Origin of the sequence: Lysobacter koreensis (genome assembly GCF_042677045.1) — a bacterium.
In the GTDB taxonomy this organism is placed as follows: domain Bacteria; phylum Pseudomonadota; class Gammaproteobacteria; order Xanthomonadales; family Xanthomonadaceae; genus Lysobacter_K; species Lysobacter_K koreensis.
Genome location: NZ_JBHTIH010000002.1, coordinates 387,454 through 401,062 on the forward strand (window position 1 = coordinate 387,454; position 13,609 = coordinate 401,062).

At 67.2% G+C, this 13,609-nt stretch carries 15 protein-coding genes; 6 read left to right on the forward strand and 9 right to left on the reverse strand.

The window, feature by feature from the left end; all coding sequences use genetic code 11:
- Positions 1 to 8: 8 nt before the first annotated feature.
- Together ACFQZQ_RS01955 and purB are read right to left on the reverse strand one after the other, a co-directional pair.
- Positions 9 to 389, reverse strand: a complete 381-nt coding sequence (locus ACFQZQ_RS01955) for a VOC family protein (protein ID WP_386811002.1) — start codon at positions 387 to 389, stop codon at positions 9 to 11.
- Positions 390 to 394: 5 nt separating this feature from the next.
- Positions 395 to 1,771, reverse strand: a complete 1,377-nt coding sequence (gene purB / locus ACFQZQ_RS01960; RefSeq protein ID WP_386811003.1) for an adenylosuccinate lyase — start codon at positions 1,769 to 1,771, stop codon at positions 395 to 397.
- Positions 1,772 to 1,985: 214 nt separating this feature from the next.
- On the opposite strand from purB, the gene ACFQZQ_RS01965 reads away from it, so the two are divergent.
- Positions 1,986 to 3,425 carry a class II fumarate hydratase gene (locus ACFQZQ_RS01965; RefSeq protein WP_386811004.1) on the forward strand — a complete coding sequence of 480 codons (1,440 nt, stop codon included), beginning with the start codon at positions 1,986 to 1,988 and terminating at the stop codon, positions 3,423 to 3,425.
- A 182-nt stretch (positions 3,426 to 3,607) separates the two neighbouring features.
- Here ACFQZQ_RS01965 and ACFQZQ_RS01970 read toward each other — a convergent pair whose 3' ends face one another.
- From ACFQZQ_RS01970 to ACFQZQ_RS02000, 7 genes are all read right to left on the reverse strand, one after another.
- Positions 3,608 to 4,537: a DUF2268 domain-containing putative Zn-dependent protease gene (locus ACFQZQ_RS01970; protein ID WP_386811005.1), complete on the reverse strand. Its 930-nt coding sequence runs from the start codon at positions 4,535 to 4,537 to the stop codon at positions 3,608 to 3,610.
- Between the two features lie 24 nt (positions 4,538 to 4,561).
- Positions 4,562 to 5,263, reverse strand: coding sequence for a DUF4386 domain-containing protein (locus ACFQZQ_RS01975; RefSeq protein WP_386811006.1), 702 nt, complete (start codon positions 5,261 to 5,263; stop codon positions 4,562 to 4,564).
- Between the two features lie 132 nt (positions 5,264 to 5,395).
- On the reverse strand, positions 5,396 to 6,217 hold the full coding sequence (locus ACFQZQ_RS01980; RefSeq protein WP_386811007.1) for a hypothetical protein: 822 nt from the start codon (positions 6,215 to 6,217) through the stop codon (positions 5,396 to 5,398).
- Positions 6,218 to 6,528: 311 nt separating this feature from the next.
- A complete protein-coding gene (locus tag ACFQZQ_RS01985; RefSeq protein WP_386811008.1) occupies positions 6,529 to 7,614 on the reverse strand; it encodes a hypothetical protein in 1,086 nt (361 codons plus the stop codon).
- Positions 7,611 to 8,504 (reverse strand): ABC transporter ATP-binding protein, encoded by an 894-nt coding sequence (locus ACFQZQ_RS01990; RefSeq protein ID WP_386811009.1) that lies wholly within the window; start codon positions 8,502 to 8,504, stop codon positions 7,611 to 7,613. The genes ACFQZQ_RS01985 and ACFQZQ_RS01990 overlap by 4 nt, the downstream gene beginning before the upstream one ends.
- Positions 8,501 to 8,875: a GntR family transcriptional regulator gene (locus tag ACFQZQ_RS01995; protein WP_386811010.1), complete on the reverse strand. Its 375-nt coding sequence runs from the start codon at positions 8,873 to 8,875 to the stop codon at positions 8,501 to 8,503. Before ACFQZQ_RS01995 ends, ACFQZQ_RS01990 begins: the two co-directional genes overlap by 4 nt.
- A 4-nt stretch (positions 8,876 to 8,879) precedes the next feature.
- Entirely contained in the window at positions 8,880 to 9,218 is a 339-nt protein-coding gene (locus ACFQZQ_RS02000; RefSeq protein ID WP_386811011.1) for a hypothetical protein, read from the reverse strand.
- Positions 9,219 to 9,343: 125 nt separating this feature from the next.
- On the opposite strand from ACFQZQ_RS02000, the gene ACFQZQ_RS02005 reads away from it, so the two are divergent.
- From ACFQZQ_RS02005 to ACFQZQ_RS02025, 5 genes are all read left to right on the forward strand, one after another.
- Entirely contained in the window at positions 9,344 to 9,940 is a 597-nt protein-coding gene (locus ACFQZQ_RS02005) for a glutathione peroxidase (protein ID WP_386811012.1), read from the forward strand.
- Between the two features lie 109 nt (positions 9,941 to 10,049).
- Positions 10,050 to 10,991 (forward strand): FKBP-type peptidyl-prolyl cis-trans isomerase, encoded by a 942-nt coding sequence (locus ACFQZQ_RS02010; RefSeq protein ID WP_386811013.1) that lies wholly within the window; start codon positions 10,050 to 10,052, stop codon positions 10,989 to 10,991.
- A gap of 124 nt (positions 10,992 to 11,115) precedes the next feature.
- Positions 11,116 to 11,901, forward strand: a complete 786-nt coding sequence (locus ACFQZQ_RS02015; protein WP_386811014.1) for an FKBP-type peptidyl-prolyl cis-trans isomerase — start codon at positions 11,116 to 11,118, stop codon at positions 11,899 to 11,901.
- A 103-nt stretch (positions 11,902 to 12,004) separates the two neighbouring features.
- Complete coding sequence (locus tag ACFQZQ_RS02020; RefSeq protein ID WP_386811015.1) at positions 12,005 to 13,345, forward strand: UDP-glucose dehydrogenase family protein; 1,341 nt, start codon at positions 12,005 to 12,007, stop codon at positions 13,343 to 13,345.
- Entirely contained in the window at positions 13,342 to 13,575 is a 234-nt protein-coding gene (locus tag ACFQZQ_RS02025) for a SlyX family protein (RefSeq protein WP_386811016.1), read from the forward strand. Before ACFQZQ_RS02020 ends, ACFQZQ_RS02025 begins: the two co-directional genes overlap by 4 nt.
- Positions 13,576 to 13,609 lie beyond the last annotated feature (34 nt).

Genomic DNA, 13,609 nt, shown 5'->3' on the forward strand with positions numbered 1-13,609 from the left:
CGCGGCGGTCAGGAACCAATGCGCCAAGGCGGGTTCTTGCGGTTCTCGCCAGCGTGAAACAGGCAAAGCACGTTGCCGGCCGGGTCCTTCAGGCGCGCCTCGCGCCACAGCCAGCGTTCGTCGGTCGGCAGGCGATCGAACTCGATTCCCTGCGACTGCAGCGCGGTTACGCGCGCATCGAGGTCATCGCACTCGAAGTACACGACCACGCCGGAGTCGGGCGATAGCGTGTCGACCAGATGCACGGAGAAGGTCGCCTCGCCGTCGGGGCATTCGAAGCGGGCGTAGCGCGGCGGTGAATCGACGAGCTGCTTGAACCCCATGTCGCGGTAGAACGCGACGGACGCGCCGACGTCGACGGCCGGCAAGGTGACCTGGTTGAGGTTCATGCGCCTCAGATCTCCTTGGCAAGCTGCTCCGCCAGGCCGCTGTAGCTGCCCGGCGTCATGTCGAGCAACCGCTGCCTGGCATCGGCGGGCAGCTCGAGCGCGGCGATGAACTCGCGCATCGACTGCTCGTTGATGCCGTGCCCGCGGGTCAGGGCCTTGAGCTGCTCATAGGGATTGGGCAGGCCGTGGCGGCGCATCACGGTCTGCACCGCCTCGGCCAGTACTTCCCACGACGCGTCGAGGTCGGCGGCCAGGCGGTCCGGATTCGCGGTCAGCTTGTTCAGCCCGCGCAGCAGTGCGTCGTAACCGATCAGCGCGTGGCCGAACGCGGTGCCTAGCGCGCGCAGCACGGTCGAGTCGGTCAGGTCGCGCTGCCAGCGGCTGATCGGCAGCTTGGCGGCGAAGTGCTCGAACAAGGCATTGGCGATGCCGAAGTTGCCCTCGGCGTTCTCGAAGTCGATCGGGTTGACCTTGTGCGGCATGGTCGAGCTGCCGACTTCGCCGGCCTTGACCGCCTGCTTGAAATAGCCCAGCGAAATGTAGCCCCAGATGTCGCGGCACAGGTCGATCGCGATGGTGTCGATGCGCTTGTGCGCGTCGCACAGCTCGGCGATGCCGTCGTGCGGTTCGATCTGGGTGGTGTAGGGCTGCCAGTCCAGGTCCAGCGATTCGACGAAGCGGCGCGAGAATGCGGTCCAGTCGATATCGGGGTAGGCGGCGACGTGGGCGTTGTAGTTGCCGACCGCGCCGTTGATCTTGCCCGGCATCGGCAGGCCGGCGAGCACCTCGCCCTGGCGCTGCAGGCGCGCGACGACGTTGGCCAGTTCCTTGCCCACGGTCGTCGGCGACGCGGTCTGGCCGTGCGTGCGCGACAGCATCGGCAGGCCGGCGTGTTCATGCGCCATCGCGCGCAGCTTCTGGATCAGCTCGTCGAGCTTCGGCAGCAGCACGGTGTTGCGCGCCTGGTTGAGCATCAGCGCGTAGCTGAGGTTGTTGATGTCCTCGGAGGTGCAGGCGAAATGCACGAACTCCAGCGCCGGGCCCAGCTCGGTATCGTCCTTCAGACGTTCCTTGATCAGGTACTCGACCGCCTTGACGTCGTGGTTGGTGGTGCGCTCGATCTCCTTGACCCGCGCGGCGTCGGCGACCGACAGCTCGTCGGCGAGCGCCCGCAGGCGGGCCACGGCCGCGGCGGAGAACGGCTTCAGTTCGGCGATGCCCGGCTCGGCGGCCAGCGCCAGCAGCCACTCGACCTCGACCTTGACGCGCGCCTTGATCAGGCCGAACTCGGAGAAGATCGGCCGCAGCGGGTCGACCTTGCCGGCATAGCGGCCATCGAGCGGGGACAGGGCGAGCAGCTGGGATTCGACGGTGGCGGACATGGCACGCGCGGTTCGGAAACAGGCCGGCAATTCTACAGGCCGGGGCGTTGCCCAGCCCGGCCACCGGAATTCAACGGCCGCGGGCTTATGCTCGCCACTGGCGTGAAAGCTAGGGTGTCGCGGCACGTAGGGCGGTCTCAACCCGCCGGTCGCGCGCAGCGGCTGTTGCACAACGGTGGGTTGAAACCCGCCCTACGTGGTCAAGGAGACGACGATGGCGACGAAGGTGATTTCCAGGAAACCCCGGGGTGCTGTCACCGCGTTCCGCACCGAGCACGACAGCATGGGCGAGCTGCAGGTGCCCGCCGACGCGCTGTGGGGCGCGCAGACCCAGCGCGCGGTGCAGAACTTCCCGGTCTCCGGCGCGCCGCTGCCGCGCGAGTTCATCCGCGCGCTCGGGCTGGTCAAGGCCGCCGCGGCGCAGGTCAATGGCGACCTCGGCCTGCTCGGCACGGGCGCGGCCGCCGCGATCCGCAAGGCCGCGCTGGCCGTGGCCGAGGGCGCGCACGACACGCACTTCCCGGTCGACGTGTTCCAGACCGGTTCCGGCACCTCCAGCAACATGAATGCCAACGAGGTCATCGCGACCCTGGCCGCGCGTGCGGGCAAGGTCCGCATCCACCCCAACGACCACGTCAACCTCGGCCAGAGCTCCAACGACGTGATCCCGACCGCGATCCGGGTGTCGGCGCAGTTGGCGGTGGTCGAGGGGCTGCTGCCCGCGCTCAAGCACCTGCGCAAGACCATCGACCGCCGCGCGCGTGCGCTCGGTACGCTCACCAAGACCGGCCGCACCCACCTGATGGATGCGATGCCGTTGACGTTCGCGCAGGAATTCGGTGCGTGGTCGGCGCAGCTCGAATCGGCGCAGGGCCGCATCGAGGATGCCATCAAGCGCCTGCGCCGCCTGCCGATCGGCGGCACCGCGATTGGCACCGGCATCAACGCCGACCCGCGGTTCGGCAAGGCGATGGCCAAGGCGCTGTCGGCGCTTGCCGGCAGCAAGTTCGAATCGGCGGGCAACAAATTCGAAGGCCTGGCGGCGCAGGACGACGCGGTCGAACTGTCGGGCCAGCTGAGCGTGCTGGCGGTGGCCTTGATGAAGATCGCCAACGACCTGCGCTGGATGAACTCCGGGCCGCTGGCGGGGCTGGGCGAGATCGAGTTGCCGGCCTTGCAGCCAGGCAGTTCGATCATGCCGGGCAAGGTCAACCCGGTGATTCCCGAGGCCGTGGCGATGGCCTGCGCGCAGGTGATGGGCCACCACACCGCGATCACGGTCGCCGGGCAGAGCGGCAACTTCCAGCTCAACGTGATGCTGCCGCTGATCGCCTACGACCTGCTCGATTCGATCCGCCTGCTCGGCAACGCGATGCGGCTGCTCGCGGACCAGGCGATCGCCGGCCTGAAGGTGCGCGAGGCCAAGGTGCGCGAGGCGCTGGACCGCAACCCGATCCTGGTGACCGCGCTGAACCCGGTCATCGGCTACGAAAAGGCCGCGGCGATCGCCAAGCAGGCCTACCAGCAGGGCCGCCCGGTGTTGGACGTGGCAGTTGAAGCGACCGGCATGTCGGAGCAGCGATTACGTGCGTTGTTGGATCCGACGGCCTTGACCAAGGGCGGTATCCGCGAAGGGGCTGGCGGCGGAGGCTGAGGTCGCCGTCATCCCTGCGACTGACCTGCTTTGTGTAGGAGCGGCTTCAGCCGCGAGAATTTGGCTGTTCTGCATCGACAGGTAAAGCTCGCGGCTGAAGCCGCTCCCACAAAGGTAGGGTGTGCACCTTGTTTGTGCCCACCAGCCACCCGAGAACGGTGCGCACGAAATGCGTGCCCACCCTACCTGCTTGTGGTTTCCGTCTTCGGCATGAACTCCGTCGCGGGCGCTGCCGTCATCGCGGCAAAATCGAGCTTCGGCGCGCGCGCCATCCGTTGCGAAACCAGCTTGTAACCGACGCTGTAGCCCGCCCACATCGGGATGCCCGCCTGTGGCGAGCCGAACATCGCCGCGGTCAGCGTGGCCGGATCGGCCGAGTCGAGCTTGCTCGAAAAATCCCGCCACGCGGCGGCATGCGCCGCGTCATCGAGTGCCGTGGTCCAGGGCGCGCGGTGCTCGAACAATGCGCCGGCGAAATAATCGGCGCGGCCTTCGAACACCAGATAGTCGGCGAGAGTAAACGGCTTGGCCGCATCGAACTGTGTCTGCGCCCAGGCGCTGTGGTGCATCTCGTGGGCGAGGGTGTAGGGCAGCGACGTGGCCCAATCGGCATCCGGATGGATCTTGAGCACGATCCGGCCGGCGCCTGCGGTCACGGCCACGATGCCGTCCATGCGATCGCGGGTGAACGCATCGTCCTGGCGCGCCAGATCCACGCAGATGCGCAACGAGGCTTGTGGCAGCGCGGTATTGGCCTTGGCCCAGGCGGCGCGCGCAATTTGTTCGAATGCCGTGTTGTCGAACTTGGCCACTTGCGCCTGGCGCTCCCCGATCGGCATCTTCGGATCGGGTGCGAAGTCGCCAGCAAACTGGGCGAACTCGCCACCCGCGAGGCACTGCGCGAACCACTGGGCGGTCGCGGCCTTGTGGGCGTCGGCGGTCAACGCCTCGCCATTGGCCTGTTGCAGGATCGCGTCGTGGGTGAAGTAGAAACTGACCGTGGCGTTGTCGGCGGATGCGGGCGCGCTGAACGCGAGTGCAGCGATGAGACTCATGCGACGGATGGTGTGCATTAGGTTCTTCCGGTCATGTGAGAAGTAGGGTGGGCACACGTTTTACGTGTTAATCCATCTGGATCAAGCCAGTCGGACGCTGGGCCCCTTCAACAGCAGCCACAGGCCCAACGACACTTCATAGATGAACATCGGAATCATCGCAGCCATCACGAACGGGCTTACCGCCGGAAAAACAATGACGGCGATGGCTGACGCGGACAGCAGCAACGAAGCGAACACGCCCCAGGCGGCCAGGGCCTTGGGCACATAGCGCGACCTCAGCAGCAGGTAGGCGAAGACCGCCGAGCCCAGGCCCAGCAGCACGAATCCGAGATTCAATCCCGCGCCATGCATGCTCAGGGACGCCCGGGCCAGCGCCTGCAATTGGCCCGTGTCGAGCGGCGCCAGATACTCCGCCCCGCTCAGAAGCACGAGCGCGCCGAGGCTGAAGAGGGTCGCGACATAGTGGACGGCGACCTCGGCAAGCCGCAGAAACACAGCCAGCACGGCCAGGTTTCTGCCCACGGGCCTGAGCAACACGTACAAGGCCCAGACCAGCAGCACGACCCCGGTGAACGTGACGATGTCGGCGGCGATACCGATCCGGAACAGCTGCTCGGACCCAGCGATGTTCTGTGCCGTCCGGGTCGCATCGCCCCGCACCAGCAACGAGCCGCGGACAAACGACTGGTTGAAGATCGCGGTGGCCATCGTGACCAGATACAGCGCGCCTGCGAGCCGTGCCGCCCTGACCTGATTGGGTTCCAGATGGGTGTTCGTCATTCGAGGCCTGCGCAAGTGTGCGGTTGCCGGTTGAGGTAGGCCCAGCAGCGACGCCAGGATGTTCGAGCAGGCGGTGAGATCAAGCGTTCGGTCGAGAGCTTGCGATCAGGCGTGTCGGTTGCGGTTTCCGGCTCAGCGCGACGGCAACGTATCCGAAGCGGCTTCGGCTTCGGCCGCGGCGTCATTGGGGACGGGTTCGTCGCGGCCCACGGCGGCGCGGACGCCGCTGCGGATCTCCTGCCGGACCTGCTCACGCACTTCATCCCGGATCTGCGCCCGCTGCGTGCCGGATGCGTTTTCGTTGCCGCAGTCCTCGATGTCCTGCTGGGTCATGGTGGCGTAGGGCGCGAACGCCGGCAGCGCGGTCGCCAACTCATTCTGTGTGGCGAGCATGGCCGGCAGCCGGCCGCACAGCTGCAGCGCTTCGGCCTCGATCTTGTGCGCCTGCGCTTCGATGCGTTGTTCGATGTTGTCGGTGTCGCCGCTGAAGATGCCCTTGATCGCCTCGCCCGCCGCCTGCATCCCCAGGTCGGCGCCCTTGACGCCCAGCGACATGCCGACCTCGATGACATCGATCAGCTGGCCGCGGTACTGCAGCAGCAGCGCGCGTTGGCGCGCATCCACCGGCACGGGCTTGCCGGCGACCAGCAGGTCGCCGGCCGGGCTGATCTCGGCATCGGGAAGGGGCATGCCGTCGACCTCGCGCGCGGGGCGGCGTTCATGCTTGCCGTGGCGGCCGGTGCGGATGTGCAGGTCGCCGCTGACGCTGATGTTCTCGGTGGCCAGCTCCTGGCGGGCCTCGACCAGGGCGCGCTCCACGGTCCTGCCCAGGGCGGTCCGCGGGGCATCGGTCGCCGGTTGCGCGGCCGGTTGCGTCGCGGTGGGTGCGTCGGCGCTGCACGCAGCCAGTGCCGAGGCGAGGACGAGGCAGGCAAGGCGCGGTGCGGTTTTCATCGGAGTTCCCTTTGCAGGTCAGGGCGTTGAAGGGGCGGGGTGCGGTGTAATGGGGATGTTGCGCCGCGCGACAGTGCCGCGACACGGTGTGCTTGTACGCTGCCATCCATGGCGTGACTTCATCGCTTCGGATCGTCCGGCCCGGCCATCCTTGGCCGGTCGTTCGGGAGCGCCGCGCGGCAGTGCCGCGGCACCTTGTGCTTTCACGCAGCCATCCATGGCGTGACTTCATCGCTTGGGATCGACCGGCCCGGCCATCCTTGGCCGGTCGTTTGGCAGGCCGCGCGGCAGTGCCGCGCTGGCGGCCTGCCTCACCCCTCGTCACGCCAGCGGCGCAGGCGGATTGCGCCGAAGACCATGGCCGCGCCGGCGACGATGCCCGCCCACATCTCGGGCAGTGCGAATGCGCCGTAAGCGGTACGCAGCGAGAGCAGTTGGTTGATGTGCTCCAGGCCGTCGTCGCCGAGCTGCAGGTTCTCGCCGCGGTACAGCAGGTCGCTGCCCGGGACCGTGCTGAGCAGCAACCGGCCGACCACGTGCTTCCAGAACCAGCTCGATTCCAGGTTGAACGCCTGCATCAGGTCGAACCAGCTGACGAAGATGCCGGCAAACAGCGGGATCATGATCGCCCACAGGAACGGCTTGCTACGCGCCCAGGACGAGCACAACAGCAGCCAGCCCACGGTCGGCAGCGCCCAGGCCGCGTACACCGGCAGCGACAGTGCCAGCAGGGCGATGATCTTCAGCGGGCTGGCCGGCCCCCACAGCAGCGTCGCCGGGTTGCCGCCGTGCAGCATCGTGATCGCGCTGATGATCAGCATGAAGCCGAACAAGGTGGCGATCGCGGCGATCAGGGCCAGGGTCGGGGCCACCAGGGTCGCGCTGGCGACCTTGGACAGCACCGTGGAAGTGTCCGACAGCGGCAACGATTTCCAGAACAGCACGCTGCGGTCCTTGCGGTCGTCGTACAGGCTGCCCAGGCAGTAGAAGAACACCACGAACGCCAGCACGATGAAGGGCCAGCTCGAGGCCATGACCAGGGCGATGTCGAGGCCGCTGCCGAGCTCGCGCAACTCGTCGGGGCTCATCTTGTCGGTGATCTGGCCCAGGTTGAGGCCGGCTACCTTGAAGCTGCCGCCGTCGACGTTGACGGTTGCGTGTTCGGGGATGTTCTTCGCCGCCATCTCGCCGACGCCGATGCCCATCAGGCTGAGCAGCAGGAAGATCGCGCCGGCCACCATCGGCGCCCACAGGAACCCGCCCTTGTGCTCCCAGAACTCGCGCTTGAGCAGCAGCTTGAAGACGTGGGTGGAGTGGGGCGCGGCCACCGCGGCGCGCTGGTGCGGGACGTCGCGTTCGGGGCGTTCGGGGATGGGGTTTTCAACAATGGCGTTCATGCGTAGGTCCCCTTCATGGTGGCGACGAACAGGTCGGCCAGGCCCGGCGTGCGGGTTTCTCCCAGCGTTTCCAGGCGCTCGGACGGCACGCCGTCGAATAGCATCACGGTCTTGCCGAACGGCAGCGCGCGTTCGTCCAGCGGCTTGAGCGCACGGGCCTCGGTGGCCTGCTCGGTGTTGACCAGCACCTCGGTGAAGCGTTCGCCGAGGGTTTCCATCTCGCTGTGCAGCACGATCTTGCCGTCGCGGATGAACATCACGTCGGTGAGGATGTGCTCGATCTCCTCGACCTGGTGGGTGGTGATGACGATGGTCTTCTCCTCGTCGAAGTAGTCCTCCAGCAGGCGCTGGTAGAACTGCTTGCGGTAGAGGATGTCCAGGCCCAGCGTGGGCTCGTCGAGCACCAGCAGCTTGGCGTCGATCGCCATCACCAGGGCCAGGTGCAGCTGCACGATCATGCCCTTGGACAGCTCGCGCACGCGCATCTGCGGCTTGAGCTGGGTGTTGGCGAGGAAACGCTCGCACTTGGCGCGGTCGAAGCGCGGGTGCACGCCGGCGACGAACTCGATGGCTTCCTTGACCCGGATCCAGCGCGGCAGCACCGCCACGTCGGCGATGAAGCACACGTCGCGCATCAGCTCGTCGCGCTGGGTGCGCGGGTCGCGGCCGAGGATCGACAGCTCGCCCTCGAACGGGATCAGGCCCAGCATCGCCTTGAGCGCGGTGGTCTTGCCCGCGCCGTTCGGGCCGATCAGGCCGACGATGCGGCCGGTCGGGATGTCGAACGTGGTGTTGTCGAGCGCCAGCTTGTTCTTGTAGGCCTTGCGCAGGTTGCGCGCGGTGGCCACCGAGCCGGTCGTGGCAGTGGAGGTGAAGGTGTCGGCGTTCATTGCACACCTGCCTGGGCGTTGCCCGCGACCAGCAGTTCTTCCGTGCTCAGTCCCAGGCGCAGGATGCGCTCCAGCACCAGCGGCCACTCCTCGCGAAGGAAACGCTCGCGCTCGTTGACGAGCAGTTTCTTCGCAGCCTCTTCGGTGACGTACATGCCCAATCCTCGGCGTTTTTCAACAAGTGCTTCGTCCGCGAGCTCCTGGTAGGCGCGCGAGACAGTGATGGGGTTGAGCTGATACTCGGCGGCGACCTGGCGCACGGAGGGCAGGGCGTCGCCGGGCTTGAGGAGGCCGTCGAGCATCATTGCGATGACGCGCTCCTTCAGCTGGCGGTAGATGGGAGCGCCGTCGCTCCATTGGATGGCGGTCATGGGTTCAGCCCCGCGATACGAAGGAAAAATAGGGCACGGCCATGGACTGGCGGATGCGACTGGAGTTGCCGGACTTGCGGTGACGCGCCTTCGCTACGCCCGGCGGCGTGGCGAAGGCCTGGGATTCGAAATCGACCCGGCTGGCTTCGGCGGCGTTGCCGAGCACGTGGACCGGGGCCAGGGTCGGGATGGCGGCGGCGATGGCCTGCGCGTGCGACGTGCCACTCCGGTCGGGAACGTTGGAGGGGTTGGCGGCGGTCAGCCCCAGCACCAGCACGGCGCCACTGACCATCACGGCGGAGATCGTGTTGTGGAGTTTGCGGCTCATGGCGTCGGTGTTCATGGAGAACGTCCTGCTCGTTGGTTGACCGGTGTTGTAGGCAACTATAACACCAAAATACCCCATGTCAACTGGCCGCTACCCAACTGAAGTCATACTTGGCCCACCCCTAGTCCAGAGATCCCCCCATGCGCCTGCTCCCCCGGAAAACCCTCCTGCGCGGCGGGTCCTTGCTCGCCCTGGCGCTGGTCGCTGGCGCGGTTCTTGCTGCGGGCGGCCTGCTAGATCACAGCTTCCGCCCCCTGGCCGGCAAGCAGGCCGTCAACCTGCGAGGCAGTTACGGCGGCGACGTGCTGCTGGTGGTCAACACCGCCAGCAAGTGCGGCTTCACCCCGCAGTTCGAGGCTCTTGAGGCGATGCACGCCAAGTACAAGGGCAAGGGCTTCGCGGTGCTGGGCTTCCCGTCGGGCGACTTCAAGGCGCAGGAGTTCGAGGACGAGAAGGCGATCCAGGAATTCTGCACGCTGACCTACGGGGTCAAGTTTCCGATGTTCCAGAAGGTGCACGTGGTCGGCGAGCAGGCGACGCCGCTGTACCGCGAGTTGGCCAAGGCCGCCGGCGAGGCGCCCAAGTGGAATTTCCACAAATACCTGGTCGGCCGAGACGGCAAGCTGATCGCGAGCTACGGCAGCAGGACCCGCCCCGACGACGCCAAGGTGATCGCGGCGATCGAAGCGGCGCTCGCCGCGCCGCGACCGGCCTCAAGCAAACCCGCCCGGAAGTAAACCCTCCAACACCGCCGATTGCCGGCGCCGCGCGCGGCCGCGACAATGGCGGTCTTGCGCCGCGAGGGCGGCGTGCATGCGGGCGACCACCCGACAGGAGCAATTCCCGATGAAGGCTTTCATGCGCGGCACCGCCGTGTTGTTGACCACCGCGGCCACGCTGTTCGGCGCCGCCGCCATTGCCAAGGACAAGACCGTGCTGACCACCGAACGCGAGAAAGTGAGCTACGCCATTGGCATGGACGTGGGCGGGTCGATCAAGCCGATCGGCCCGGACCTGGACATCGCGGCGTTCGAGCGCGCGATCCAGAACGCGTTCGACGGCGGCAAGCCGCTGCTCAGTGAGGATGAGGCGCGCGCCACCGACCAGGCACTGCGCGCACGCATCGCCGCGCGCGATGGCGCCGCCAAGCCGGCCACGGCGCCGCCGGCGGTAGCCAAGGACAAGGTGGGATCGCTGGTTGGTGCGTTCATGGTCGGCCCGTCGCTGCTGCCGGTGAAGAACGAGATCGAGTTGCCGGTGCTGGTGCAGGCGATCCGCACCACGGTCGCCGGTGGCCCGACGCTGTTGACCAACGAGGAAGTGAAGACGGTGCTGACCGCCTTCAGCCAGCAGATGCAGTCCAAGATGCAGGCCAAGGCTGCCGCGGCCGCCCAGGTCAACAGCAAGGAAGGGGCGGATTTCCTCGCCAAGAACAAGGCGGTCAAGGGCGTGTTCACCACCGGATCGGGCCTGCAGTACATGGTGCTGCGCCAGGGCGCCGGCACCCGGCCGAAGGCCACCGATCGCGTCCGCGTGAACTACCACGGCACGCTGCTCGACGGCACCGTGTTCGACAGTTCCTACGATCGCGGCCAGCCGACCGAATTCGCGCTCAACCAGGTCATTGCCGGCTGGACCGAAGGCGTCGGCATGATGCCGGTCGGTGGCAAGTTCCGCTTCTGGATCCCGGGTGAGCTGGCCTATGGCCCGAAAGGCACGCCCGGCGGCCCGATCGGCCCGAATGCGACCCTGGTGTTCGACGTCGAACTGCTGGCGATCCTGGACTGACCCGTCAAACTGACCCGTCAAATCGGGCAGCAGATAAACCCAGGTTCAGGCACGGGGCGACACAGTTGCCGGTCCCCCGAGCGCCGGATCAATCCGCGATCGATTTCCGAGGAGTTTTTAATAGATGAAGTTCTTCCCGCATGTTTCCGCCCGACACGTCGCCGCGCTTTCGCTGGTCTCGCTGAGCCTGGCCATGGTCGCCTGCAAGCCCGGTGACAAGGCCGATGCCGCCAAGACCGCCGACGCCACCACCGAGGGCAAGGACGGCGCGCTCGCGATCCCCGGCCTGGCCACCGAGAAGGAACAGGCCAGCTACATGATCGGCATGGCGATGGGCAAGCAGCTCACCCCGATCAAGGATGAGGTCGATCCGGACGTGATCATGAAGGCGATCAAGTCGACGCTGGCCGGCGAGAAGCTGCTGCTCGATGAGAAACAGGCCCAGCAGATCGGCGAGACCTTCGGCCAGAAGATGCAGGCCAAGCAGATCGCCAAGATGATGGCCGACGCCAAGAAGAACCTCGCCGATGGCCAGGCGTTCCTCGCCGCCAACGCCAAGAAGCCCAACGTCAAGACCACTGCCTCGGGCCTGCAGTACGAAGTGCTGACCGAGGGCAAGGGTGCCAAGCCCAAGCCGACCGATGCGGTGAGCGCGCACTACAAGGGCACGCTGCTCGATGGCAAGACCTTCGACAGTTCCTACGACCGTGGCCAGCCCGCGACCTTCCAGCTGACCCAGGTGGTGCCGGGCTGGCAGGAAGGCATCCAGCTGATGCCGGTCGGCAGCAAGTACCGCTTCTGGCTGCCGGCCAGCCTCGGCTACGGCGAGAAAGGCACGCAGGGCGGCCCGATCGGCCCGAATGCCACTCTGGTGTTCGAGGTCGAGTTGCTGGACATCGTCAAGCAATAAGGGGTTTTGAGGCGGTGCAGGGCCCGTCGTGGCCCGGCACCGTCCCAGACTGCGTCAACAGGGACAACCCTACGCAGTCCCACAACGAATACCGGACGGCCCCATGCGCGTAACCATCTTCGGCACCGGCTATGTCGGTCTGGTCACCGGCACCTGCCTGGCCGATGTCGGCCACGACGTGGTCTGCGTGGACATCGACGCGGCCAAGGTCGATGGCCTGAACGCCGGCGTGATCCCGATCTACGAGCCGGGCCTCAAGCCGATGGTGCAGGCCAACCACGCGGCCGGGCGCCTGCACTTCACCACCGACGCCGCCGCCGCGATCGCGCACGGCGAGATCGTCTTCATCGCGGTGGGCACGCCGCCCGACGAGGACGGCAGCGCCGACCTGCAGTACGTGCTGGCGGTGGCCCGCACCGTCGGCCAGCACCTGGACAAGCCGACGGTGGTGGTCAACAAGTCGACCGTGCCGGTCGGCACCGCGGACAAGGTGCGCGCGGCGATCGCCGCCGAATTGTCGGCGCGCGGCGCGGACGTCGCGTTCGATGTGGCCTCCAACCCCGAGTTCCTCAAGGAAGGCGACGCGGTCAACGACTGCATGCGCCCGGATCGCATCGTCATCGGCGCCAGCAGCGCGTCCGCGGTCGACAAGCTCAAGCGCCTGTACGCGCCGTTCAACCGCAACCACGAGCGCATCGTGGTGATGGACGTGCGTTCGGCCGAGCTGACCAAGTACGCCGCCAACGCGATGCTGGCGACCAAGATCAGCTTCATGAACGAGATCGCCAACATCGCCGAGCAGGTCGGCGCCGACGTCGAGATGGTGCGCCAGGGTATCGGCTCGGACCCGCGGATCGGCTGGCACTTCATCTACCCGGGCGCCGGCTACGGCGGCTCGTGCTTCCCCAAGGACGTGCAGGCGCTCGCGCATTCGGCGCAGCAGCACGGCTACCGCGCGCAGCTGCTGAACGCCGTGGAGGCGGTCAACGAGCAGCAGAAGGGCCACCTGTTCGAGCTGATCCAGCGCCATTACGGCGGTCAGCTGAGCGGCAAGACCTTCGCGGTCTGGGGCCTGGCGTTCAAGCCCAACACCGACGACATGCGCGCCGCGTCCAGTCGCCGCCTGCTGGCGCAACTGTGGGAAGCCGGTGCCACCGTGCGCGCCTACGACCCGGAAGCGCGCGACGAAGCGCAGCGCATCTTCGGCGAACGCGACGACCTGGTCCTGTGCGATTCGGCCCACGCCGCGCTGGTCGGCGCCGACGCGCTGGTGGTGGTCACCGAGTGGAAGCAGTTCCGCAGCCCCGACTTCGCGCGCATCCGCCACGCGCTGGCCGATGACGTGATCTTCGACGGCCGCAACCTCTACCACCCGGACGAAGTCGAAGGCGCCGACATCGCCTACTACGGCATCGGCCGCGGCCGTTCGATCCTGCGCGCATGACGACTGATCCGTCCCTCGAGCCACGGCTGATCGAGCTGGAGACGCGCTTGGCATTCCAGGAACACGCGCTGGCCGAGTTGAGCGACGCGGTGGCCGCCGCCCGCGACGAAAGCACGCGCAACCTGCTGCTGCTCCACCGCGCGCTGGAAGACCTCCGCCAGCTGCGCGGCGCGATGTCGAGCGACCTCACCGGCGATCCGGCCAGCGAGCCGCCGCCGCCCCACTACTGACGAGCGCCCGGCCGCGTGCGGCCGCGCGCGGACT